This is a genomic window from Novosphingobium flavum, from assembly GCF_014230315.1.
Classification (GTDB): domain Bacteria; phylum Pseudomonadota; class Alphaproteobacteria; order Sphingomonadales; family Sphingomonadaceae; genus Novosphingobium; species Novosphingobium flavum.
The window spans coordinates 42,085-60,475 of record NZ_JACLAW010000014.1; the positions used below are offsets into that span (position 1 = coordinate 42,085).

Annotated in this window: 24 protein-coding genes; 13 read left to right on the forward strand and 11 right to left on the reverse strand. The window is 65.7% G+C overall.

Annotated elements, in window-relative coordinates; genetic code table 11:
• Positions 1-21: 21 nt before the first annotated feature.
• Both H7F51_RS16110 and H7F51_RS16115 read left to right on the forward strand, forming a co-directional pair.
• The gene (locus H7F51_RS16110) at positions 22-1,791 is read left to right on the forward strand and encodes a hypothetical protein (protein WP_185665342.1); all 1,770 of its coding nucleotides are present in this window, start codon (positions 22-24) and stop codon (positions 1,789-1,791) included.
• Entirely contained in the window at positions 1,788-2,936 is a 1,149-nt protein-coding gene (locus tag H7F51_RS16115) for a glycosyltransferase family 4 protein (protein WP_221774188.1), read from the forward strand. Before H7F51_RS16110 ends, H7F51_RS16115 begins: the two co-directional genes overlap by 4 nt.
• Here the strand turns inward: H7F51_RS16115 and H7F51_RS16120 are convergent.
• Genes H7F51_RS16120 through H7F51_RS16130 form a run of 3 tightly spaced genes read right to left on the reverse strand, consistent with a single transcriptional unit; the run spans position 2,917 to position 5,458 of the window.
• Positions 2,917-3,789 (reverse strand): class I SAM-dependent methyltransferase, encoded by an 873-nt coding sequence (locus H7F51_RS16120; RefSeq protein ID WP_246448655.1) that lies wholly within the window; start codon positions 3,787-3,789, stop codon positions 2,917-2,919. The genes H7F51_RS16115 and H7F51_RS16120 overlap by 20 nt on opposite strands.
• Before the next feature lie 2 nt (positions 3,790-3,791).
• Entirely contained in the window at positions 3,792-4,202 is a 411-nt protein-coding gene (locus H7F51_RS16125; RefSeq protein ID WP_185665344.1) for a GtrA family protein, read from the reverse strand.
• Positions 4,199-5,458 carry a glycosyltransferase family 2 protein gene (locus H7F51_RS16130; RefSeq protein ID WP_185665345.1) on the reverse strand — a complete coding sequence of 420 codons (1,260 nt, stop codon included), beginning with the start codon at positions 5,456-5,458 and terminating at the stop codon, positions 4,199-4,201. The genes H7F51_RS16125 and H7F51_RS16130 overlap by 4 nt, the downstream gene beginning before the upstream one ends.
• A gap of 196 nt (positions 5,459-5,654) precedes the next feature.
• On the opposite strand from H7F51_RS16130, the gene H7F51_RS16135 reads away from it, so the two are divergent.
• The 3 genes from H7F51_RS16135 (at position 5,655) to H7F51_RS16145 (ending at position 7,357) form a co-directional block, all read left to right on the forward strand.
• A complete protein-coding gene (locus tag H7F51_RS16135; protein WP_185665346.1) occupies positions 5,655-6,212 on the forward strand; it encodes a (2Fe-2S)-binding protein in 558 nt (185 codons plus the stop codon).
• The gene (locus H7F51_RS16140) at positions 6,209-6,553 is read left to right on the forward strand and encodes an arsenate reductase family protein (protein ID WP_185665347.1); all 345 of its coding nucleotides are present in this window, start codon (positions 6,209-6,211) and stop codon (positions 6,551-6,553) included. Before H7F51_RS16135 ends, H7F51_RS16140 begins: the two co-directional genes overlap by 4 nt.
• Positions 6,554-6,721: 168 nt before the next feature.
• Positions 6,722-7,357 carry a class I SAM-dependent methyltransferase gene (locus H7F51_RS16145; RefSeq protein WP_185665348.1) on the forward strand — a complete coding sequence of 212 codons (636 nt, stop codon included), beginning with the start codon at positions 6,722-6,724 and terminating at the stop codon, positions 7,355-7,357.
• A gap of 28 nt (positions 7,358-7,385) precedes the next feature.
• Here H7F51_RS16145 and H7F51_RS16150 read toward each other — a convergent pair whose 3' ends face one another.
• Positions 7,386-8,201, reverse strand: coding sequence for a hypothetical protein (locus tag H7F51_RS16150; protein ID WP_185665349.1), 816 nt, complete (start codon positions 8,199-8,201; stop codon positions 7,386-7,388).
• 41 nt (positions 8,202-8,242) lie between these two features.
• On the opposite strand from H7F51_RS16150, the gene lipB reads away from it, so the two are divergent.
• The 3 genes from lipB to H7F51_RS16165 are packed head-to-tail and all read left to right on the forward strand — an operon-like array spanning position 8,243 to position 9,580.
• Positions 8,243-8,917, forward strand: a complete 675-nt coding sequence (gene lipB, locus H7F51_RS16155; protein WP_185665350.1) for a lipoyl(octanoyl) transferase LipB — start codon at positions 8,243-8,245, stop codon at positions 8,915-8,917.
• Between the two features lie 2 nt (positions 8,918-8,919).
• Entirely contained in the window at positions 8,920-9,213 is a 294-nt protein-coding gene (locus tag H7F51_RS16160; protein ID WP_185665351.1) for a hypothetical protein, read from the forward strand.
• A gap of 19 nt (positions 9,214-9,232) precedes the next feature.
• On the forward strand, positions 9,233-9,580 hold the full coding sequence (locus H7F51_RS16165) for a DMT family protein (protein WP_185665352.1): 348 nt from the start codon (positions 9,233-9,235) through the stop codon (positions 9,578-9,580).
• 135 nt (positions 9,581-9,715) lie between these two features.
• Here the strand turns inward: H7F51_RS16165 and H7F51_RS16170 are convergent, their stop codons facing one another.
• Complete coding sequence (locus H7F51_RS16170; protein WP_185665353.1) at positions 9,716-10,030, reverse strand: DUF1294 domain-containing protein; 315 nt, start codon at positions 10,028-10,030, stop codon at positions 9,716-9,718.
• 68 nt (positions 10,031-10,098) lie between these two features.
• Between H7F51_RS16170 and H7F51_RS16175 the strand changes: the two genes are divergently transcribed.
• The 4 genes from H7F51_RS16175 (at position 10,099) to H7F51_RS16190 (ending at position 11,709) form a co-directional block, all read left to right on the forward strand.
• On the forward strand, positions 10,099-10,497 hold the full coding sequence (locus tag H7F51_RS16175; RefSeq protein WP_185665354.1) for a DUF1801 domain-containing protein: 399 nt from the start codon (positions 10,099-10,101) through the stop codon (positions 10,495-10,497).
• Between the two features lie 76 nt (positions 10,498-10,573).
• A complete protein-coding gene (locus H7F51_RS16180) occupies positions 10,574-10,765 on the forward strand; it encodes a hypothetical protein (protein WP_185665355.1) in 192 nt (63 codons plus the stop codon).
• Positions 10,766-10,916: 151 nt separating this feature from the next.
• Positions 10,917-11,225: an alkylphosphonate utilization protein gene (locus H7F51_RS16185; RefSeq protein ID WP_185665356.1), complete on the forward strand. Its 309-nt coding sequence runs from the start codon at positions 10,917-10,919 to the stop codon at positions 11,223-11,225.
• Positions 11,226-11,355: 130 nt separating this feature from the next.
• The gene (locus H7F51_RS16190; protein WP_185665357.1) at positions 11,356-11,709 is read left to right on the forward strand and encodes a hypothetical protein; all 354 of its coding nucleotides are present in this window, start codon (positions 11,356-11,358) and stop codon (positions 11,707-11,709) included.
• 116 nt (positions 11,710-11,825) lie between these two features.
• On the opposite strand, the gene socB is transcribed toward H7F51_RS16190, so the two are convergent.
• The 3 genes from socB to H7F51_RS16205 form a co-directional block, all read right to left on the reverse strand.
• A complete protein-coding gene (gene socB / locus H7F51_RS18985) occupies positions 11,826-12,587 on the reverse strand; it encodes a type VI toxin-antitoxin system SocB family DNA replication inhibitor toxin (RefSeq protein WP_425491038.1) in 762 nt (253 codons plus the stop codon).
• Positions 12,493-13,071: a type VI toxin-antitoxin system SocA family antitoxin gene (gene socA / locus H7F51_RS16200; protein ID WP_185665359.1), complete on the reverse strand. Its 579-nt coding sequence runs from the start codon at positions 13,069-13,071 to the stop codon at positions 12,493-12,495. The genes socB and socA overlap by 95 nt, the downstream gene beginning before the upstream one ends.
• Before the next feature lie 101 nt (positions 13,072-13,172).
• Positions 13,173-14,231, reverse strand: coding sequence for a ribonucleotide-diphosphate reductase subunit beta (locus tag H7F51_RS16205; protein ID WP_185665360.1), 1,059 nt, complete (start codon positions 14,229-14,231; stop codon positions 13,173-13,175).
• Positions 14,232-14,555: 324 nt separating this feature from the next.
• On the opposite strand from H7F51_RS16205, the gene H7F51_RS16210 reads away from it, so the two are divergent.
• Complete coding sequence (locus tag H7F51_RS16210; RefSeq protein WP_185665415.1) at positions 14,556-14,822, forward strand: DUF2171 domain-containing protein; 267 nt, start codon at positions 14,556-14,558, stop codon at positions 14,820-14,822.
• A 59-nt stretch (positions 14,823-14,881) separates the two neighbouring features.
• Here H7F51_RS16210 and H7F51_RS16215 read toward each other — a convergent pair whose 3' ends face one another.
• The 3 genes from H7F51_RS16215 to H7F51_RS16225 all read right to left on the reverse strand — a co-directional run bounded on the left by H7F51_RS16215 (position 14,882) and on the right by H7F51_RS16225 (position 17,751).
• Positions 14,882-15,274, reverse strand: coding sequence for a PepSY-associated TM helix domain-containing protein (locus H7F51_RS16215; RefSeq protein WP_185665361.1), 393 nt, complete (start codon positions 15,272-15,274; stop codon positions 14,882-14,884).
• Positions 15,275-15,379: 105 nt separating this feature from the next.
• Positions 15,380-15,775 carry an SPFH domain-containing protein gene (locus tag H7F51_RS16220; protein ID WP_185665362.1) on the reverse strand — a complete coding sequence of 132 codons (396 nt, stop codon included), beginning with the start codon at positions 15,773-15,775 and terminating at the stop codon, positions 15,380-15,382.
• Between the two features lie 53 nt (positions 15,776-15,828).
• Positions 15,829-17,751: a ribonucleoside-diphosphate reductase subunit alpha gene (locus H7F51_RS16225; protein ID WP_246448653.1), complete on the reverse strand. Its 1,923-nt coding sequence runs from the start codon at positions 17,749-17,751 to the stop codon at positions 15,829-15,831.
• Positions 17,752-18,391 lie beyond the last annotated feature (640 nt).

Consider the following 18,391-nt stretch of genomic DNA (forward strand, 5'->3'; position numbering starts at 1 on the left):
GGCGAAGGGGAACTGCGCGACGTGAACGACGAGGCCACTTGCAACGAAGGTCCGCCGCCCAATCCGGCGTCCGCCCGGCTGAAGGCCGCCCTGCTCTGGTCCGCGGTCGTGATCGCGGTTCTCGCCCTGCTCGCCGCGCGGCTGGACGACCCGATCATCGAGCATCGTCCCGACTTTGCCATGACGATGTATTTCGCGCTCAAGCAGGATATTCCGGTGGCCGGGCTGGCCATCGCCCTCCTCGCGGGCCTTTGGTTTCTGGTCGGCCGCGCCCCGGCGACGGCGCAGCCGGCGCTGCGCCTGAAAGGGTGGCAGGCATGGGCGGTGCTGGTCCTGCCTGCGCTGGCCGCCTATGTCCTGCGGGCGCACATCCTGCCCGATTACGATCTCAGCCGCGACGAGCAGATGGTCACCTTCGACGCGGCGATCTTCTCGAAAGGCCACCTGTTCGAGCCGATCCCGTCGTTCTGGCGCAATTACTACGATGCCCTGAACAAGGCGTTCCTCCTGCCGATCGGTGACCGGGAGGCCTGGGTCTCGGGCTACCTGCCGGGCAATGCGGCGCTGCACGCCCTTATCGGCATGGTCTTGCCGGCCAGCGCGGCCAGTCCGCTGTTGCTGCTGGTGGCCGCGCTCGCCCTGTGGCGGATCACCCTGCGCCTGTGGCCCGACAGCGCCTCGACCCGGGCGGCGGTTCTGTTGCTTTTCACCACCTCGTCGCAGGTCATCGTCATGGCCACGGCGACCTATGCGATGACCGCACACCTGGCGCTCAACCTTGTCTGGCTGGCACTGTTCCTGCGCCGTACGCCGCTCGCACAGGCCGGCGCGATCCTGACCGGCTTCGTCGCCACCGGCCTGCACCAGCCGCTGTTCCATCCGATGTTCGTGGCCCCCTTCCTGCTCATGCTGCTGCGCAACAGGGCGTGGAAAGAACTGTCGGTCTATGTGGTCTGCTATGGCGCGATCGGGCTGTTCTGGATTGGCTGGCAGCCGTGGATCAGCGCGCACGGCGTCCTGCCGGTCCCGACCGACCACTCGGGCGATGGGGTTGACTACCTTGAGCGGTTCCGCCGCACCGCCACGCCGCTCACGCGGTTCTCCTTCTTCGTCATGGCGGGCAACCTGCTGCGTTTGGCGGCATGGAACCATCTCCTGCTGCTCCCGCTTGCCGCGATCGGCATCGCGGTGCGCCGCTCTGATCGTTTCGTCCAGGCGCTGTGGCTGGGCATGGCGCTGCTGGTCGTGTTCATGACCCTGGTCCTGCCGGCGCAGGTCAACGGCTGGGGCTATCGTTACCTCCACGGATTCCTCGGCAGCGCGGTCCTGCTCGCGGGCTATGGCTGGCATTGGCTGGAGCGCGAGGGCGCGGCCCCGGTGCGCGCCTTCGTGGCCACCGCCGCCCTTGGCATCCTTGTGATCCTGCCGCTCCACGTCTGGATGGCGAAGGGACAGCTCGGCGGCTACGCCGAGGCCGCGCGCGCGGCAGGGCGCTTCGATGCCGACATGGTCGTCATCGACGAGGGGATACCCTTCGCCGGTGACCTCGTGCTCAACCGGCCGGACCTGTCGAACCGGCCGATCCGCCTTGCCCGCAATTACGTCAAGCCCGGGGATTTCCCGGCGCTCTGCGCCCACGGCACCATCGCCTTTGCCGACGCGCCGCAATTCGGCGCGGTCAGCCGTTTCTTCCGCATCCCGCCGCCCGCCGCGCCGACCCCGCGCCAGGTGCGCCTCAGGACCGCGGCAGAGGCGGCGGGCTGCCGGATCGTGCCCAGCGCGCCGCAATGACTGCTCCTTTGCGCGTCTGCATCCTTTACGACTGCCTGTTCCCCTGGACGATCGGCGGGGCCGAGCGCTGGTATCGACAGGTGGCGCAGGCTCATGCCGCGCAGGGCCATGACGTCACCTACCTGACCCTGCGGCAGTGGGAGCGGGGCGCCGAACCGGAGATCCCGGGCGTGACGGTGATTGCGGTCGGCCCGCGCATGGCGCTCTACGCCGATGGCAAGCGCCGCATCCTGCCGCCGCTGGTGTTCGGGCTGGGCGTGCTGGGGCACCTCATCCTGCGCGGCCGACGTTATGGCCTGGTCCACGGCGCCTCGTTCCCGTTCTTCTCGGTCCTCGCCGCCGCGCTGGTCCGGCCCTTCGCCCGTTACCGCCTGGCGGTGGACTGGCACGAGGTCTGGACGCGCGATTACTGGCGGCGATACCTCGGGCCGGTGGGCGGGGCGATCGGCTGGTGGGTCCAGCGCCTCTGCGCCGCCGCGCCGCAGGTCCCCTTTGCCTTCAGCCGCCTTCACGCGGCCCGCGCCGAGGCGCTCGGCACAGGCCCGGTCACCGTGCTGGAAGGCGAATATGCCGGCGATGCCCATCCGGGCGCCCCGGCCGCCGATCCACCCTTCGTGCTCTATGCCGGGCGGATGATCCCTGAAAAGCGGGTGCCGCTGCTGGTCGAGGCGCTGGCCCTGCTGATGGCGCAAGATAGCGCCCTGAGCGCGGTCCTGCTCGGCCGGGGCCCCGATCTGGACGCGGTGCGCGAACAGGTCACGGCGCTCGGGCTGGCGGAGCGGATTGCCCTGCCGGGCTTCGTGCCCGCCGAGGAGATCGAGCGCCTGCAGGTCGGCGCGGCGGTGATCGTCCAGCCCTCGGAGCGCGAAGGCTACGGCATGGTCGTGGTCGAGGCCGCCGCGCGCGGCGTGCCGGTGGTGGTGATCGCGGGCGAGGACAATGCCGCGGCCGAACTGGTCGATCCTGGCGAAAACGGCTTCATCGCCGCCGGCGCCAATCCGGCGGACCTTGCAAGTGCGATCGGCGCCGCGCTGGCGGGCGGGCCAGCCTTGCGCGCCCGCACCGCGCGCTGGTATGCCGGCAATGCGCAAAGACTGTCCTTTGCGGCTTCGTTCGAGCGGCTGATCAGGACTTGCGCGCGATGATCCGCAGCGCGCTGGGCCGCCGAGTTACCTTTTCCGCGATCCATTGAGCCGGACGGAGTCCTGCTGCTACCGCGAACAGGAGGCTGTTGGGCGCCACGCCGAGCAAGGCCGCCAGCGAGAGTGCGAAGGTCGGCCCGCAGATGTCCTCTTCGCGCAGGATCGTCAGATCATGCCGTTCGAACAGCGCGCGCAGGCTGCGCCGCGTGAAGTGGACGCGGTGGAACGGCGCGTACCAGTTGGCGCAGGCCTTGCCGAACCAGCCATTCCACACGCAATCGACATTGGGTACTTCCACCACCAGCGTGCCGCCGGGCCGCAGGTATGCGAGCAGGCGTTGCAGCATGGCGTCGGAATCGTCGTCATGCTCAAGCACGTGGAAGCAGGTGAGCAGGTCCACCTTGCCACTCAGTGTGCGGGCAGCCTCGGCAAATCCCATGTAGCGCACATTGTCCATCGGCGCGGGAGGCTCGTCGAAGAAGTCGAGCGCGTGGATAGTGGCGTCGGCCCCCGCTTCGGCGGCCAGTGCGCGGGCGAGCATGCCGTTGCCGGTACCGAAGTCCGCTATCACGCGCGGAGCGGGATTGGCGAAAGCCAGAAGGCCGCGCGCGAGCCTGCGGACCACGAAGTTCTTCAGCGCCTCGACCCAGCCGGCGTCCCGCGCGAGGAAATCCTCGCTTTCGCGGCCAGCGTAGAGCGGCGAGACGTCGGCCATCTCGGGCCGGGTGACGCCATGGCCGCAAGCGGTACAACGCCAGATTTCCACCACCGGGGCATGGGTATTGCCCGTTTCCAGCACCAGCTGGGGAGCCGGGCCGTAGTGGCAGGAGCCGGAAGTGGCGGCGCAGGCGGGCATGGTCAATTCTCCGCTCCGATGCGGAAGCTGAACACGCGATGCGCGAAATAATTGATGGGTGCAAGCACACCGGCGGAGAGGAATACGGCCGGGCCGTAAGGCAGGCCCAGCAGCACCATCAACCGGCTCGCACTCATCGCGATGAGCGTGGCAAATGTGGCAATCAGGTAATACCGCGCCATTTCCCAGCGCCCCGCCGGGTCGGACAGCGCGAAGGACCAGCGCCGGTTCAGGATGAAGCCGAAGCAATTTACCATCACGAAGCAGATCGCATAGGACACAAGGTAATCGATCGCGAGCAGCTCGGTCAGGGCGACGATTATCAGCGTGTTGAGCAGAGCCGAAAGGGCGCCCACCGTCAGGAAGCGGGCAAGCTCCCCTCCATGGCGGCGGGCGAGCGCGGCGGGGCTCACGCGGCGGCTGCCGTCCAGTTGGCCCGGCTACGCGGTGCCTCGCTCGCGCCTGTGGCGAACTCGGCGCGGTGCCCGGCGATGACTGCCACCAGCACGCCGCCCAGCATGGTCTGCAGCCCGATCACGCCGAGCCCGATCGCCAGCAGCAGGGGCAGGGTGGTGGGCAGGGCGGCAAAGTTGTTGGCGCCCCACCACACGCCGATCCCGGCCAGCCCCAGCAGCGAGGCGACAAGCATGCCGCCTCCGCCGAGCAGTGCGGTTTCGAGGGTCAGAACGTGGTCGAATCGCCGTAGTACCGGCTTCAGGCGGCGGAAGCCCGCGGCGACACCATAGAGGTGGGTGGCGAGCGCCATGGTCGCCGCGAAGTGCCCGGTGGTGACCATGAAGGTTGCCAGGATGGTCCAGCTCACGCCGAATTTCTCGTCGCCGCTCAGCAGCCCCATCGTGTGCAGTGCCGCGATCAACAGGATCAGGGCTCCGCCGCCCATCAGCAGCGCCGCCGGCACGCCGAAGGCCCAGGTGGGGCTGAGCATGAACAGGTAGCGCAGGTGGCGCCAGCCGTCGCGCCAGGGGCGCAGGTGGGGCGCGCGGTCGCGCAGGTCGGGGGAGAGGGTGGCGGGGACCTCGTCGATCCGCATCTTCCTGAGGCTGGCCTTGATCACCATCTCGCTGGCGAATTCCATGCCGGTGCTTTCCAGCCCCAGGGCGCGGTAGGATTCGCGCCGGATCGCGCGCAGGCCGCAGTGGGCGTCGTCCACCCCGGTGCGGAAGAACAGGTTGAGAATGCCGGTCAGCGCCGGGTTGCCGATGTAGCGGTTCTTCCAGGGCATGGCCCCGGGCTTGATCCCGCCCTTGAAGCGCGAGCCCATGCACAACTCAGCCCCGCCCAGCAGGCGGCCGATCATCGGCACGGCATCGGTGAAGTCATAGGATCCGTCGGCATCGCCCATGATGAGGAAGCGGCCGTAGGCGCCGTCGAACCCGCCGATCAGCGCCGCGCCGTAGCCCTTGCGCGGCACGTCGATCACCCGCGCGCCGAGGCTCTCCGCCAGTTGCTGACTGCCGTCGGTCGAGCCATTGTCGGCGACCACGATCTCGCCGGCAAGGCCGTGGACCTGCTCGATCAGGGCCAGCGCCTCACGCGCATTGCCGATGCAATGGGCGAGCGACTGGATCTCGTTGAGGCAGGGCATGACGATCGAGACCGCCAGTTCCTGGCTCTGGCCCGTGCGGCCGATCGATGCGGTATAGTCCATTTGGCACAGTCCCCCTGAGGTCTGGCCCTTACCTCTTAAGCAAAATGGTAAAAAATTCCTTTCAGGAAGGGCTTTCGCCGGCAATTTCGCGGGCTCGCGGCCGCGCGAATGCGTGGGGTTCCTCCGGGTAACTACGCAGTGGGAAGCCTTGAGCCGGTGCTGGCGCCGGGCCGGCCGGCGCGCTAGGCAATGGGCCATGGCGAGCCTCACCCTCAATGACCGTCCGGTCGATCTCGCGCTCGACCCGGAGACGCCGCTGCTCTGGGCGCTGCGCGATGGGGCCAATCTCACCGGCGCGAAATATGGCTGCGGTACCGGGGAATGCGGCGCCTGCATGGTGCTGGTCGACGGTGAGCCGCTGCCGGCCTGCACAATCACCCTGGCCGAGGCGCAGGGCCGCGCCGTGACCACGATCGAGGGGATCGGGCACGGCCAGCCGCTGGGCGTGCACCCGGTGCAGCAAGCCTTGCTCGACGAGCAGGCCTTCCAGTGCGGGTTCTGCACCCCAGGTCTCGTCATGGCGATCGCCGGCCTGCTGCGCCGCAATGCCCGCCCGTCGGATGACGAGATTCGCGCCGCGATCACCAACCTGTGCCGCTGCGGGGTCTATCCCCGCCTGATTCGGGCGGTGCGCCGTGTCACCGGGCCGGTTCTCCCGCCTCCGCCGCCGAGCCTCGAACAGGTGCCGCCGCCCGAGCCGACGCCGGTTGCGGGCACGATGGCGACTACCCCCAACGATGAAGGCGTCCAATGAAGGCAACGATCTGGCACAACCCGGCCTGCGGTACCTCGCGCAAGACCCTCGCAATTCTGCGGGAAGCACCGGGCGTTGAGGTGACGGTAGTGGAATATCTCAAGACCCCGCCGAGTGCGGAAAAGCTGGCCCAACTCTACCGCGATGCCGGGATAACCCCGCAGCAGGGGCTGCGCCTGCGCGGCACCGAGGCTGCGGCGCGCGGCCTGCCGGAGGCGGACGATGCCACGGTCCTGGCGGCGATGGCGGCCGAGCCGGTCCTGATCGAGCGGCCGCTGGTTGAGACCGGCAAGGGTGTCCGCCTGTGCCGCCCCCAGGACAAGGTGTGCGAGATTCTCTAAGCGCCGGCGCTGATTGGCTCAGCGGCTCGCCGACAGGGCGGCACGGTCTGCCGAGCGGCGGGGGACCGGTCCAATGTCGGAACGTTGCCCCTTCGCTGCCTGCTTGCCAAGCTGCAGCAAATTTGCAATCGCCTTGGCCAACAAGAAGTTGCGGGACCGACGACCAGCATGACCTCTTCCGAACTCGCCCGCGAGAATCTGTCGCTCAAAGTAAAGCGCCGGGTAAAGTCGATGCTGGGGCCTTGGGGCATCTTCTTTGAAGGCTTCCTGCGCCACCCGGTCATGGTCGGCTCGATCATTCCCTCGTCGCGCTTCACCGTGATCAAGATGCTTTCCCGCGTGCGCTGGGACGAGTGCAGGCTGTTTGTCGAATATGGTCCCGGCGTCGGCACCTTCTGTCGCCCGGTGCTCGATCGGCTGCGCCGCGACGGCCAGCTGATCGTGATCGACACCAATCCGCTGTTCATCGACTATCTGCGCCAGACCATCAGCGACAGCCGCTTCACCGCGGTGCTCGGCTCGGCCGCCGATGTCGAGGATATCGTCCGCGCCCACGGCCATGACCATGCCGACTACGTGCTGTCGGGCCTGCCCTTCTCGACCCTGCCCGATGGGGTCGGTCCCGCGATCGCGGCGGCAACGCACCGTGTGCTGCGGCCGGGCGGGGCCTTCCTCGTCTACCAGTTCACCGCCCGCGCGCGCGATTTCATGGCGCGCCACTTCACCCGGATCGACAGCGGGTTCGAATGGCTCAACATCATGCCCAGCTTCCTCTTCTGGGGCTGGAAGGACGACGCGGCCTGATGTTCGGGGGCTGCGAGGCCCCCGCACCCTAGTCGAAGGTCGCGCTCAGCCGGTCTTCCCCCGGACCCGCGAGTTGCGCGTGAGTCGCCGCCAGAGCAGCCACGAAAGTCAGGCCCATGCCCGCTTCCAGCGCGGCGGAAATCACCGCGGCGACGATCCTCGCCGCATGGGCAGGCATGACCAGCGCCAGCACGATGCCGACGAGGCCCATCACGATCGCCATCACCAGCCCCAGCGTCAGCACGATCAGCGCATAGAACACCAGCACCCGCCCGCCGTTGCCGCGGGTCAGCGCCCAGGACCGGCGCAGCGCGCGCAAGGGACTGCGCATCTGTTCGACCGCGATCACCGGCGCGGCCAGCGAGGTCCGCACCCAGAGGTAGATCCCGGCGACGATCATGGCCGCCAGCCCGGCCGAGACCAGCACCTGCGATCCCGTGAGGCCCAGCACGGTGAGCACTGCCAGCGCGGCTCCACCAGCGGCAAAACCGAACAGGATCTGCGAGCCGAGATAGGGCAGCAGGGCAACGAAACCGAGCCGGATCGCCTCGCCCACGGTGGGGCGGCTGCGGTCGGTCATCAGCGTCAGCAGGCCGAGCGTGCCGGCCGCCTGGACCAGCGCCATCGGCAGGGAAACCGGCATGGTCTGCGCATAGTAGTCGGCGGCAAAGGCCAGCATCGCCTGCTGGTCGGCCCCGGCCGGGGGCGAGGGCTGGGGGAAGAGGAGGGAGAAAGCGAGGATCGGGAGGAGGTAGAATACCCCGGAGAGCGCGAACAGGACCTCGCGGTTGGCGCGGATCGCGGCGGTGGCCTGTTGCCAGGCCTGGTTGCTGTCGAAAATCATCCCCCTTGATAACCGCAGCGAATGGCGCCACGCAACGCGCGATGCAGGCCGATCCCATTTCGCTCCTTCCGGACACCATCGAATGGCGCCGCGAGACCGCGCAGGTGCCCTATCGCGCGGCGCTGGAGGAGATGGAGCGGCGCAACGCGGCCATTGCCGAAGGGACGGCGCGCGAGCTGGTCTGGCTGCTCGAACATCCTCCGGTCTATACCGCCGGCACCAGCGCGGCGGCGGCCGAACTGCTCGATCCGCGCTTCGAGGTGGTCGAGGCCGGGCGCGGCGGGCGCTACACCTATCACGGCCCCGGTCAGCGCATCGGCTATGTCCTGCTCGACCTGCGGACCCGCGCGCGCGACGTGCGCGGCTTCGTCCACGCCATCGAGGGCTGGGTGATCGACACGCTCGGCTCCTTCGGGGTCGAGGCCTGGCGCGCCGAGGGGCGGATCGGGATCTGGACGCGGGATATCGACGGGACCGAGGCGAAAATCGGGGCGATCGGGGTGCGCATCCGGCGGTGGGTGACCATGCACGGGTTTTCGGTCAACCTTTCGCCCGATCTTTCGCACTTCACCGGGATCGTCCCCTGCGGGATCGACGAATTCGGGGTGACGAGCCTAGCGCGGCTCGGGCTTGCGGTCTCGGCCGAGGAATGGGACACCGCCTTGCTGGCCCAGGCTCCGGCATTTCTTGCCAAGCTCGATACGCCCTGCCCTTGAGTATGACCGGAGTTCCGTCGATGCGCCTCGCCTGCCTTGCCCTCGTGATTGCCCTGCCGCTGGCCGGCTGCAAGGGGTCGGACAACAAGCAGGCCACGGCCTCGGGCGAGATCCTGCCGGGATCGGCCAGCGACGCCATGCTGCCGGAAGACCGTCTGACCTCGCAGCCGCCGCTCGATCCGGGGGCGGAGCGGGGCCCGCGCGCCAAGGGCGAGGCCAAGGCGACTGACGCGGCGGACGAGGCGGCCACCGATGCGGCGGCTCTGGCGCCGGCGGCAACCGCCGCCGCGCAGTAAGCGAGCGCGAGGCGCGGGGATGACCACGGTCCTGCTGCTGGCCCTGTCCAACCTGTTCATGACCACGGCGTGGTACTGGCACCTGCGGGGCGGGCCGACCGTGGCCATGACCCGGCCGATCGTGATGGTGATCCTCGTCAGCTGGGGGATCGCGCTGATCGAATATTGCCTGGCCGTGCCCGCCAACCGCATCGGCTATGCCAGCGGGTGGAGCGCGGGGCAGCTCAAGATCGTGCAGGAAGCGATTTCGCTGATCGTGTTCGCGGGCTTCATGGTGGCCGTGCTGGGCGAGCCGCTGCACTGGCGCCACGCCGCCGCCTTCCTGTGCCTGATGGGCGCCGTGGGCTTCCTGTTCGTGGGCAAGTGACGGCGAAGTTGACGAAGTTGACAGGGTTCTGAACGAAAAAATTCGGCCTGCCCGTTGCCCCGGATCACGGGCGGAAACGAAGGGGCAAAGGTGCGCATGGGCAGGACCCTACCAGCGCGGCGCCGAGTAGGAAAATCAGCGGGACAGCCACCACGCCCCGGCGGCAGCGAGGGCCAGCACCTGCAGGGCCGCGACCGTGTGCAGGCGGGCGCAGAAGGGCTGCTTGCGGGTCTTGTGGCGGAACAGGGCGCGGCCGGCGTAGGCGCCGGGCGTGCCCCCGAAAAAGGCCAGTTGCAGCAGCCGCGCTTCGGAAATCCGGCGGCGGCCGCGCTCGGCCAGGGCCTTGTCGATGCCGAAGGCGGCGAAGCTGACGAAGTTCAGGACAATCAGCGCGGTGGCGAGGTTGGCGGCAAGGTTGGCGGCCAGATCGGGAGCAAGTTCGCGCAGCATCCGTTTTCCTTGGCGCGGCGGCACCGTGCGGTAAACTTGCCGCCGCCGATTGTCCCCGAGGAAAACCCATGTCCGATTTCGACCAGACCCAGGCCCCCCGCATGATCGACCAACGCATCGCCGAGCTTGGCGACTGGCGCGGCGAAACGCTCGCCCGCGTGCGCCAGATGATCCACGAGGCGCTGCCCGAAGTGACGGAAACGTGGAAATGGCGCGGCGTGCCGGTGTGGGAGCAGGGCGGGATCATCTGCACCGGGGAAACGTACAAGCAGGTGGTCAAGCTCACCTTCGCCAAGGGGGCCGCGCTGGCGGACCCGGCCGGGCTGTTCAACGCCAGCCTTGAGGGCAACGTGCGCCGCGCGATCGACCTGCGCGAGGGCGAGACGCTCGACCGGCCAGCCTTCACCGCGCTGATCAAGGCCGCCGCGGCGCTTAACCTTGGGAAGCAAAGGCTGTCCAAACGGTAATGCTGTGGCCACCGCGCGGGCAAGGCGGATGAGGCAGTTTCATACCGGGTCGACCCGACCCCGGAGGAGACATGCCATGAATCGTATCGCGATTGCTCTCGCCAGCGCTCTCACCCTCTCGCTCGCCGCCGCGCCCGCGACCTCGTTCGCCGCGCCGTGCAAGGATTCCAAGGGCAAGTTCATCAAGTGCCCCCCGGCCAAGGCCGCCGCCCCGGTGAAGAAGGGGCCGTGCAAGGACGCCAAGGGCAAGTTCATCAAGTGCAAGTGACCTGATCGGCAATCCGTTCTCGGTGGAGCCCCAGGGGGCGTCGGGGCTGGGGAGGGTCGCACAAGTCTCCCCGGCCCCTTCCATTTGCAGTGCGCCCGCGACAATCCCCCGCCGCGCCGCTATGGCGCTGGCGCAACCGGAGGAACCGACGATGAGCGCGAGCGACGACGACTACGTCTATGACGAGGACAGCGGCGAATGGATGGCCGCGAGCGAACTCGCCGCCAAGAAAGCGGCCGAAGGCGCGGTGGAAGTGCGCGACGCGGTGGGGAATATCCTTGCCGACGGCGACCAGGTGACCCTGATCAAGGACCTGACCGTGAAAGGCGCCGGGCAGACGCTCAAGCAAGGCACCCTGATCAAGTCCATCCGCCTGACCGGCGACGCGCAGGAGATCGACTGCAAGTTCGACGGGATCAAGGGACTGGTGCTGCGGGCGGAGTTCGTGCGCAAGCGGTGATTTTTTAAGGTTGAAGGGTAGGCGCGAGGGCCATTGCCCTCGCGCTCCCGGGAATTTGCTGCGTTGCAGCGCGGCCTGTAGGCTGCGGCCAGCCGCGGTTCTTGGCGGCGATTCTCAAGGGAGTGCCGCCATGCCTGCCGACCGCCCCTACCAGTTCAACCTCGCCCCGCAGACCCTGATGCAAGCCATCAACCCGTGGACCTGGAATTTCGATGGGGACCAGATCGGCCTCGTCAACATCGCCATCGGCGAAACCAAACACCCCGAACTCGAACGCGACGTGCTGGAAGAAGTCGGCTCCTACGGCCGGCAGATCGGCCACATCGGCGAAGCGCTGGAAGTGCTGATCGACCACTTCGCCGGGAAAGAGGGCCTAACCCCAGCGGAGCGCGATGCGCTGGCGGTGGTCAAGGGCGACCTCGCGCGGATTCGCCAGATCAAGGCGCGGGGGGTGAAGGGGAAAGGTGCGGGGAAGAAGAAGTGAATGTGAGGGCCATCGCCCTCGCGCTCCCGGGTATTTGTCGCGCGAATGAACCATTCGAGCACGTCAATAGATCGACTATGGCGGCATCTGGTATACTATCACCATTCCCCACCCAGTTAAATTAAAGAACCGGTCCCCCCAGCGCGACGGCGGGTCTCTTGTTGCCTGTCTGTCAAAACGTCGAACCACATTCGCTGAGTTTGGCTAATCATAAATTCTAATTCTTCATATGAAAATAGGCGCATTCCATCTTCTGGAATTATGCGAATGCTGCGTCCGTCTTCCTTAGAGAACTGAATTATTTCTCCATGAACTTCATCATAGTCGGGGTTGTTAACCCGTACCGCATGGAATTGGATGGAGAATATAAAGCGAATACCTTCCCGAGTCAGGCGTTTGCCTTTTCGGGGGTCGACGAAAGGAATGGTGATTCGATCCGGATAAACGAAAAGAGCCGGTGACCACGCTTGGAGTTTAGGGCCGACAGAAAATGAAATCGGCCACCCTTCAAGCTCTAACGCATTCACCTTGTGCTGAGCGCAATAGTCGTACAGTTGCCGGGCGACAGGGAGGTTCATGCCCTCTTCCTCGGGGGACCTACATCTCTTCTTAATGTGGCTTTCGACTGCATCCCATGAATCTCGTACCGATTCGAAAATGCCGGGTTGGCGATTAACGATACCGGGAAATTCCGAGCGAGTTGGGTTGTAGTTCGGCCCTATCCCGCCGCTCTTTACCTGAACGAGCGCATGCCAGCGCATGTCCTCAGGTAGCGTCGATATCCTAGCTAAGTCTGTAATAGGTAAGTGGCGTATCTTCGGTAGGCTCATTTGCGACCTCCAATTTGTCAGCCAAAAACCAGTGGCTTTTATAGCCATCTAGAATCGCCTTATTTGACATCCGCAACCCTAGCATATGTTCGCTCTTTGATCTCCTATAGACCTTATGCCACGCGCTGCCGGATGCATGGGAGAGCGCTACCAATTGGCCTGGAGACAAATTTCTCAATGAATTAATCACGCTGTTGCATATCGAAATTGTATCTGAATCGAGCTCTATATTTATATCTAGCAACTCACCAGTTCTAATATTTTTTCGAAATGCCTTACGGGTAATTGGTTCTGAGCCAAAATCTTTAAATTCAGAATATATTGCTGGGTGCACGGGCCCGTGCGTCCACGCTTCAAAATATCCGGTAACTAGTGCCTTTTTCTTTTGCAGAAGGTGGGCTCCGTGAACGAAGTACAGAAGCTTTTGCAGAGTCAGGTTGGTTATAGGCTTGTGGATAACTTCAATAATTAAGTTCGCTACGGCACGGGGGTCGTAGAGTCCGTCACCCAGATCGGTTGTTCCCGAATTCACGTTTTTGTCACTTAGTTGTCGCCATGCTGGCGGATCACCCGTTTTCGGGAGCGCGAGGGCGATGGCCCTCGCACTTTCCCTTTTCTTTCTACCCTAAAACCTCACTCCGCCGCGATGCCCGCCGCGCCGAACATGTCGACTTCGGTTTCGCCCGAAGCGGCGTCGCCGTTGGCGGCGTCCTTGGCCTTGCGGCGCTTGTCGAAGGAGTTCCAGACGGTTTGCCAGTCACCGCGGGTGGCGCCCTTCGAGTATTCGGTGGCGCGGGTTTCGAAGAAGTTGGCGTGTTCGACGCCGTTTAGCAGCGGGGTCAGCCAGGGCAGGGGGTGGTCTTCGATCATGTAGATCGGCTGGAGGCCGAGTTGGCCGAGGCGCCAGTCCGCGATGTAGCGGATGTAGCGCTTGATTTCCTTGGGGCTCATGCCGGGGACGGGGCCCATTTCGAAGGCGAGATCGATGAAGGCGTCTTCGAGGCGGACGGTTTTCTGGCAGCAATCGATGATGTCTTCCTTGACCGCCTTGGTGAGGCAGCCGCGTTCGGCGACGAAGGCGTGGAAGAGGCGGGTGATGCCTTCACAGTGGAGGCTTTCATCGCGGACCGACCAGGAGACGATCTGGCCCATGCCCTTCATCTTGTTGAAGCGGGGGAAGTTCATCAGCATGGCGAAGGAGGCGAAGAGCTGGAGCCCTTCGGTGAAGCCGCCGAACATGGCGAGGGTGCGGGCGATATCCTCGTCGGTATCGACGCCGAACTGCTGCAGATAGTCGTGCTTGGCCTTCATTTCCTCGTATTCGAGGAACATGCCGTATTCGCTTTCGGGCATGCCGATGGTGTCAAGCAGGTGCGAGTAGGCGGCGATGTGGATCGTCTCCATGTTGGAGAAGGCGGCCAGCATCATCTTGACCTCGGTCGGCTTGAATACGCGGCCGTACTTTTCGTGGTAGCAATCCTGCACCTCGACGTCGGCCTGGGTGAAGAAGCGGAAGATCTGGGTGAGCAGGTTGCGTTCGTGCTCGGAGATCTTCTGCGCCCAGTCGCGGCAGTCTTCGCCGAGCGGCACTTCCTCGGGCATCCAGTGGACCTGCTGTTGGCGCTTCCAGAACTCGTAGGCCCAGGGATATTCGAAGGGCTTGTAGGTCTTGCGGGCTTCGAGCAGCGGCATGGCGATTCTCCGAGGATCTGAAGGTTAATATAGGGGCGCGCGGGCGGCGAACGAAGGGGCCGGGCCGGGCGAAGCTGGGGAAAAGGGTGGGGATGGCGCGGGGCGCAAACGCCTTGCCGCAGCCTTGGCGCGGGCGGGCGGCGGAATGCGGCGAGCGGTGGAACCGGGACGGGGCGGGGGCGCTTGGCGCTGTAGCGGGGCCGGTGCGTTCCCCTGCCGGCCGCGCAGGCGAAAAGGAGAGCCGAAATGGGCGAGTATCAACGCAACGATCCCCGCAATCCCGCCAATGACCAGCAGCAGCAGTTCGAGCAGGGCGGCGGGCAGATGGGCGGGGCGGCGGGCGGCAGCGAGACGCTGCGCGAGCGGATCCGCGAGCATATGGAGGTGATCGGCGCCGACGGGGTTCGGCTCGGCACGGTGGATGCGGTGGAGGGCGACCGGATCAAGCTGACCCGGGCGGACAGCGGCGAGGGGCGCCACCGGGGGCATCACCACTTCCTGCCGCTGGGCCTTGTCGCCGCGATCGACGGCGACCGGGTGCGCCTGTCGGCCAATGCCGACACGGCCTATGGTTTCGAGGAAGAGGAGTAAGGAGAGGGCGCGAGGCGCGGGAGCCCTGGCCGGACGAGCCGGGGATCCCGCGCTTGCGCTTACTTCCAGAACCAGCCGGGCTTGAGGTTCTTCGACGAGCGGTTGCGCCACATCGAGATGTAGAGCCAGAGGCCGGAGAAGCTGAAGAAGATCATCGCGAGGCCCGCAAAGGTGGCAATGATCGTGCCGAACGGACCGAAGCTTTCGCCCGAATGCAGATGATGGATCAGGCCGACGTTGAGCCAGCCCTGCGGTCGCTGCGGCTTGGGCCGGCAGGTCATGGTTTCGGGGCAGACGAAGCCGGCCGGCATGGGCGGTGGGCCTGCGTTCTGCTCCTTGCCGCCGCCGAGCACTTCGCCCCATAGCGGAACCTGGCTGAGAACGCCGGTGATCGCGATCCACAGCAGGAAGATTCCGAAAAACACCGAAATCCAGCGGTGCCACTTGCGCATGTTCAACCCCTTCGATGACGCGACCTGTTGCTTCTAAGCAAAGGTTTGCGTGCGTGCACAAGCCGCGAAATGTCGCGGAGGGTATCGGAAATGCACCATGGGACATCACCGGGCCGGGCCGAGCCGGCCCGCCTCGGTGATCGGCAGGCCCGCCTCGGTCGGCACGTAAATCAATTGGGCCTTGCTGTCTTCCAGCGCCTGGATCTGGAGGTAGCGCAAGTAGCCCTCCGGCCCTCCGAGCGAGTTTTGCAGGATGCGGTTGGCCTTGGCCGCGCCGTCCGCGCGGATGACCTCCGCCTCTGCCAGCGAGATCGCGCTTTCCTTCTTGGCCCGGGCCTCGAGGATCGCGACCTGGCGCGAGGACTGGGCCTCGGCCAGCGCTGCCTCGCCCGCGAGGCGCTGGGAGTAGACGCGGTACTGCGGCAGCACGACCATCATCAGCCCGATCAGGGCTGCGAGGACCAGTACCAGCGACAGACCGGCAAACGCCTTCGGGTTCATGGGCGAGCCTCCTGGGCGGGCCGGTCAGGCCCGGGCGGGGCGCCCGCCTGCCATTACTGGCAGGCGAGGCATTCCTCGTAGTCGGTCGCGGCGGCGAGTTCGATCTTGGGGGCCTCGGCGGTGTTGTCCGCCTCCACCCCGCCGGCGAAACCGGCGCGCTGGATCGACTTCGAGCGCAGGTAGTAGAGCGACTTGATGCCCTTCTCCCAGGCCTGGAAGTGCAGCATCATCAGGTCCCACTTGTCGACGTCGGCCGGGATGTAGAGGTTGAGCGACTGGGCCTGGTCGATGAACGGGGTGCGGTCTGCCGCGAATTCGAGCAGCCAGCGCTGGTCGATCTCGAACGAGGTCTTGTAGACCGCCTTTTCCTCCGGCGAGAGGAAATCGAGGTGCTGGACCGAGCCGCCCTGCTCGAGGATCGAGTTCCACACGTTGGTGGAATCCTTCGACTTCGCGGCGAGCAGCTTCTTGAGGTAGGGATTCTCCACGACGAACGAGCCCGAGAGGGTCTTGTGCGTATAGATGTTGGCGGGGATCGGCTCGATGCAGGCCGAGGTGCCGCCGCAGATGATCGAGATCGACGCGGTGGGCGCGATCGCCATCTTGCAGGAGAAGCGCTGCATCACGCCCATTTCGGCCGCATCGGGGCAGGCGCCGCGTTCTTGCGCCAGCAGCAGCGAGGCTTCATCGGCCTTGGCGGCGATGTGCTTGAACATCTTGAGGTTCCAGGCCTTGGCCATGGCGCTCTCGAAGGCGATGCCCTTCATCTGCAGGAACGAGTGGAAGCCCATCACGCCCATGCCGACCGAACGCTCGCGCATGGCCGAATACTTGGCGCGTGCCATCTCGTCGTCGGCGCGGTCGATATAGTCCTGCAGCACGTTGTCGAGGAAGCGCATGACGTCCTCGACGAAGCGCTCCTCGCCGTTCCACTCGTCCCACGTCTCGAGGTTGAGCGAGGACAGGCAGCAGACCGCGGTGCGGTCATTGCCGAGGTGGTCGCGCCCGGTGGGCAGGGTGATTTCCGAGCAGAGGTTCGAGGTCGAGACCTTGAGCCCGAGATCGCGGTGATGCTTGGGCATCATCCGGTTCACCGTGTCGGAGAAGACGATGTAGGGCTCACCCGTGGCGAGGCGCGTTTCGACCAGCTTCTGGAACAGCGAGCGGGCATCGACCGAGCCGCGCACTTCGCCGGTCTTGGGCGAGCGCAGGTCGAACTGCGCGCCGTCGCGCACGGCCTGCATGAACTCGTCGGTCAAGAGCACGCCGTGGTGCAGGTTGAGCGCCTTGCGGTTGAAGTCGCCCGACGGCTTGCGGATCTCGAGGAACTCCTCGATCTCGGGGTGCGAGACGTCGAGGTAGCAGGCGGCCGAACCGCGACGCAGCGAGCCCTGCGAAATGGCGAGGGTGAGTGAATCCATCACCCGCACGAAGGGGATGATGCCGCTGGTCTTGCCGTTGAGGCCGACGGGTTCACCGATCCCGCGGACCTTGCCCCAGTACGTGCCGATGCCGCCGCCCTTGCTGGCCAGCCAGACGTTCTCGTTCCAGGTCTGGACGATGCCCTCGAGGCTGTCCGACACCGAGTTGAGGTAGCACGAGATCGGCAGGCCGCGCCCGGTGCCGCCGTTCGACAGGACCGGCGTGGCGGGCATGAACCACAGCTGCGAAATGTAGTCGTAGAGACGCTGGGCGTGAGCCTCGTCGTCCGCATAGGCATCGGCCACGCGGGCGAAGAGGTCCTGATACTTCTCGCCGGGAAGGAGATAGCGGTCGTCGAGCGTGTCCTTGCCGAAGGCGGTCAGCAGCGCGTCACGCTCCACATCCGTGCGGATGGTGAAGCGGCGCGGCTGGACCGACTTGGAATCGTCCTTCTTCTTCCTGGGCGCGGCTACCTGGGCCAGAGCGCCCGCGAGCGCTTCAGCGCCCATCGCTTCGACCAGGCCCGCCGAGCCCGTGTCCGTCTTGTCCGCCATGGCTACCGCCGGGCTCCCGCCCGCCTCCTTTTCCGAAACAACCAAATCGGGCGCATCCGCCGCAAACAGGGAACCTTCGCCCGACACCCGGTCATCTCCGTTGCTGAAATCCACAAGCCTGCCCCTGCTCAAAATCGGTTGCCCCAGGATACGGCATCGAGTCGCTGCGCCCGAATCGGCAAGAGCATTTGCATCCTACCCCATCAGGAGAACAAAAGGGGAATTTTTATCCCCCGGCTTGTCCACCGCAACGTCTCCGGAAGAACTTCCGACCCGGCGAATCCTTTGCGCGGCGCACTTCGCGCCGTAACAATCCGCGACTAGGTCTAGAGGTTCCCCCATACCGAACCACTACTGATAGTGCCGTTTCCTGAGTATGGCGCAAGGGGATAAAACCCGCGCACCCCCAAGATGTGGTGGTCGGTTGTTGTTCGCTACCCCATCGATGCGGCGCGACGCGCGGGACAAGCGGCACTCTGGCCCGGCGCAAGAGTCAAAGTGAATCTGTGAAAAAATTTTTGCCCGTGGACAGAGCCCCGAAGGCCTTGACCACGAAAGAATCGAGAACGGCAATTTTATTGCTGCCCGGCGCAAGGCAAGATGCGGAACCACACGGCGCGTAACGCGCTTTGGGTGTTCG

Excerpts from the sequence above, each read along its gene's own strand:
- H7F51_RS16135 (WP_185665346.1), top strand. The coding sequence starts at position 5,655 with ATGGCGAGCCTCACCCTCAATGACCGTCCGGTCGATCTCGCGCTCGAC.
- socB (WP_425491038.1), bottom strand. The coding sequence starts at position 12,587 with ATGGCTATAAAAGCCACTGGTTTTTGGCTGACAAATTGGAGGTCGCAA.
- H7F51_RS16180 (WP_185665355.1), top strand. The coding sequence starts at position 10,574 with ATGAATCGTATCGCGATTGCTCTCGCCAGCGCTCTCACCCTCTCGCTC.
- H7F51_RS16140 (WP_185665347.1), top strand. The coding sequence starts at position 6,209 with ATGAAGGCAACGATCTGGCACAACCCGGCCTGCGGTACCTCGCGCAAG.
- H7F51_RS16210 (WP_185665415.1), top strand. The coding sequence starts at position 14,556 with ATGGGCGGGGCGGCGGGCGGCAGCGAGACGCTGCGCGAGCGGATCCGC.
- H7F51_RS16225 (WP_246448653.1), bottom strand. The coding sequence starts at position 17,751 with ATGGCGGACAAGACGGACACGGGCTCGGCGGGCCTGGTCGAAGCGATG.
- H7F51_RS16220 (WP_185665362.1), bottom strand. The coding sequence starts at position 15,775 with ATGAACCCGAAGGCGTTTGCCGGTCTGTCGCTGGTACTGGTCCTCGCA.
- H7F51_RS16165 (WP_185665352.1), top strand. The coding sequence starts at position 9,233 with ATGACCACGGTCCTGCTGCTGGCCCTGTCCAACCTGTTCATGACCACG.
- lipB (WP_185665350.1), top strand. The coding sequence starts at position 8,243 with ATGCAGGCCGATCCCATTTCGCTCCTTCCGGACACCATCGAATGGCGC.
- H7F51_RS16205 (WP_185665360.1), bottom strand. The coding sequence starts at position 14,231 with ATGCCGCTGCTCGAAGCCCGCAAGACCTACAAGCCCTTCGAATATCCC.
- H7F51_RS16190 (WP_185665357.1), top strand. The coding sequence starts at position 11,356 with ATGCCTGCCGACCGCCCCTACCAGTTCAACCTCGCCCCGCAGACCCTG.
- H7F51_RS16130 (WP_185665345.1), bottom strand. The coding sequence starts at position 5,458 with ATGGACTATACCGCATCGATCGGCCGCACGGGCCAGAGCCAGGAACTG.
- H7F51_RS16115 (WP_221774188.1), top strand. The coding sequence starts at position 1,788 with ATGACTGCTCCTTTGCGCGTCTGCATCCTTTACGACTGCCTGTTCCCC.
- H7F51_RS16120 (WP_246448655.1), bottom strand. The coding sequence starts at position 3,789 with ATGCCCGCCTGCGCCGCCACTTCCGGCTCCTGCCACTACGGCCCGGCT.
- H7F51_RS16215 (WP_185665361.1), bottom strand. The coding sequence starts at position 15,274 with ATGCGCAAGTGGCACCGCTGGATTTCGGTGTTTTTCGGAATCTTCCTG.
- H7F51_RS16185 (WP_185665356.1), top strand. The coding sequence starts at position 10,917 with ATGAGCGCGAGCGACGACGACTACGTCTATGACGAGGACAGCGGCGAA.
- H7F51_RS16150 (WP_185665349.1), bottom strand. The coding sequence starts at position 8,201 with ATGATTTTCGACAGCAACCAGGCCTGGCAACAGGCCACCGCCGCGATC.
- H7F51_RS16175 (WP_185665354.1), top strand. The coding sequence starts at position 10,099 with ATGTCCGATTTCGACCAGACCCAGGCCCCCCGCATGATCGACCAACGC.
- H7F51_RS16160 (WP_185665351.1), top strand. The coding sequence starts at position 8,920 with ATGACCGGAGTTCCGTCGATGCGCCTCGCCTGCCTTGCCCTCGTGATT.
- H7F51_RS16170 (WP_185665353.1), bottom strand. The coding sequence starts at position 10,030 with ATGCTGCGCGAACTTGCTCCCGATCTGGCCGCCAACCTTGCCGCCAAC.
- H7F51_RS16145 (WP_185665348.1), top strand. The coding sequence starts at position 6,722 with ATGACCTCTTCCGAACTCGCCCGCGAGAATCTGTCGCTCAAAGTAAAG.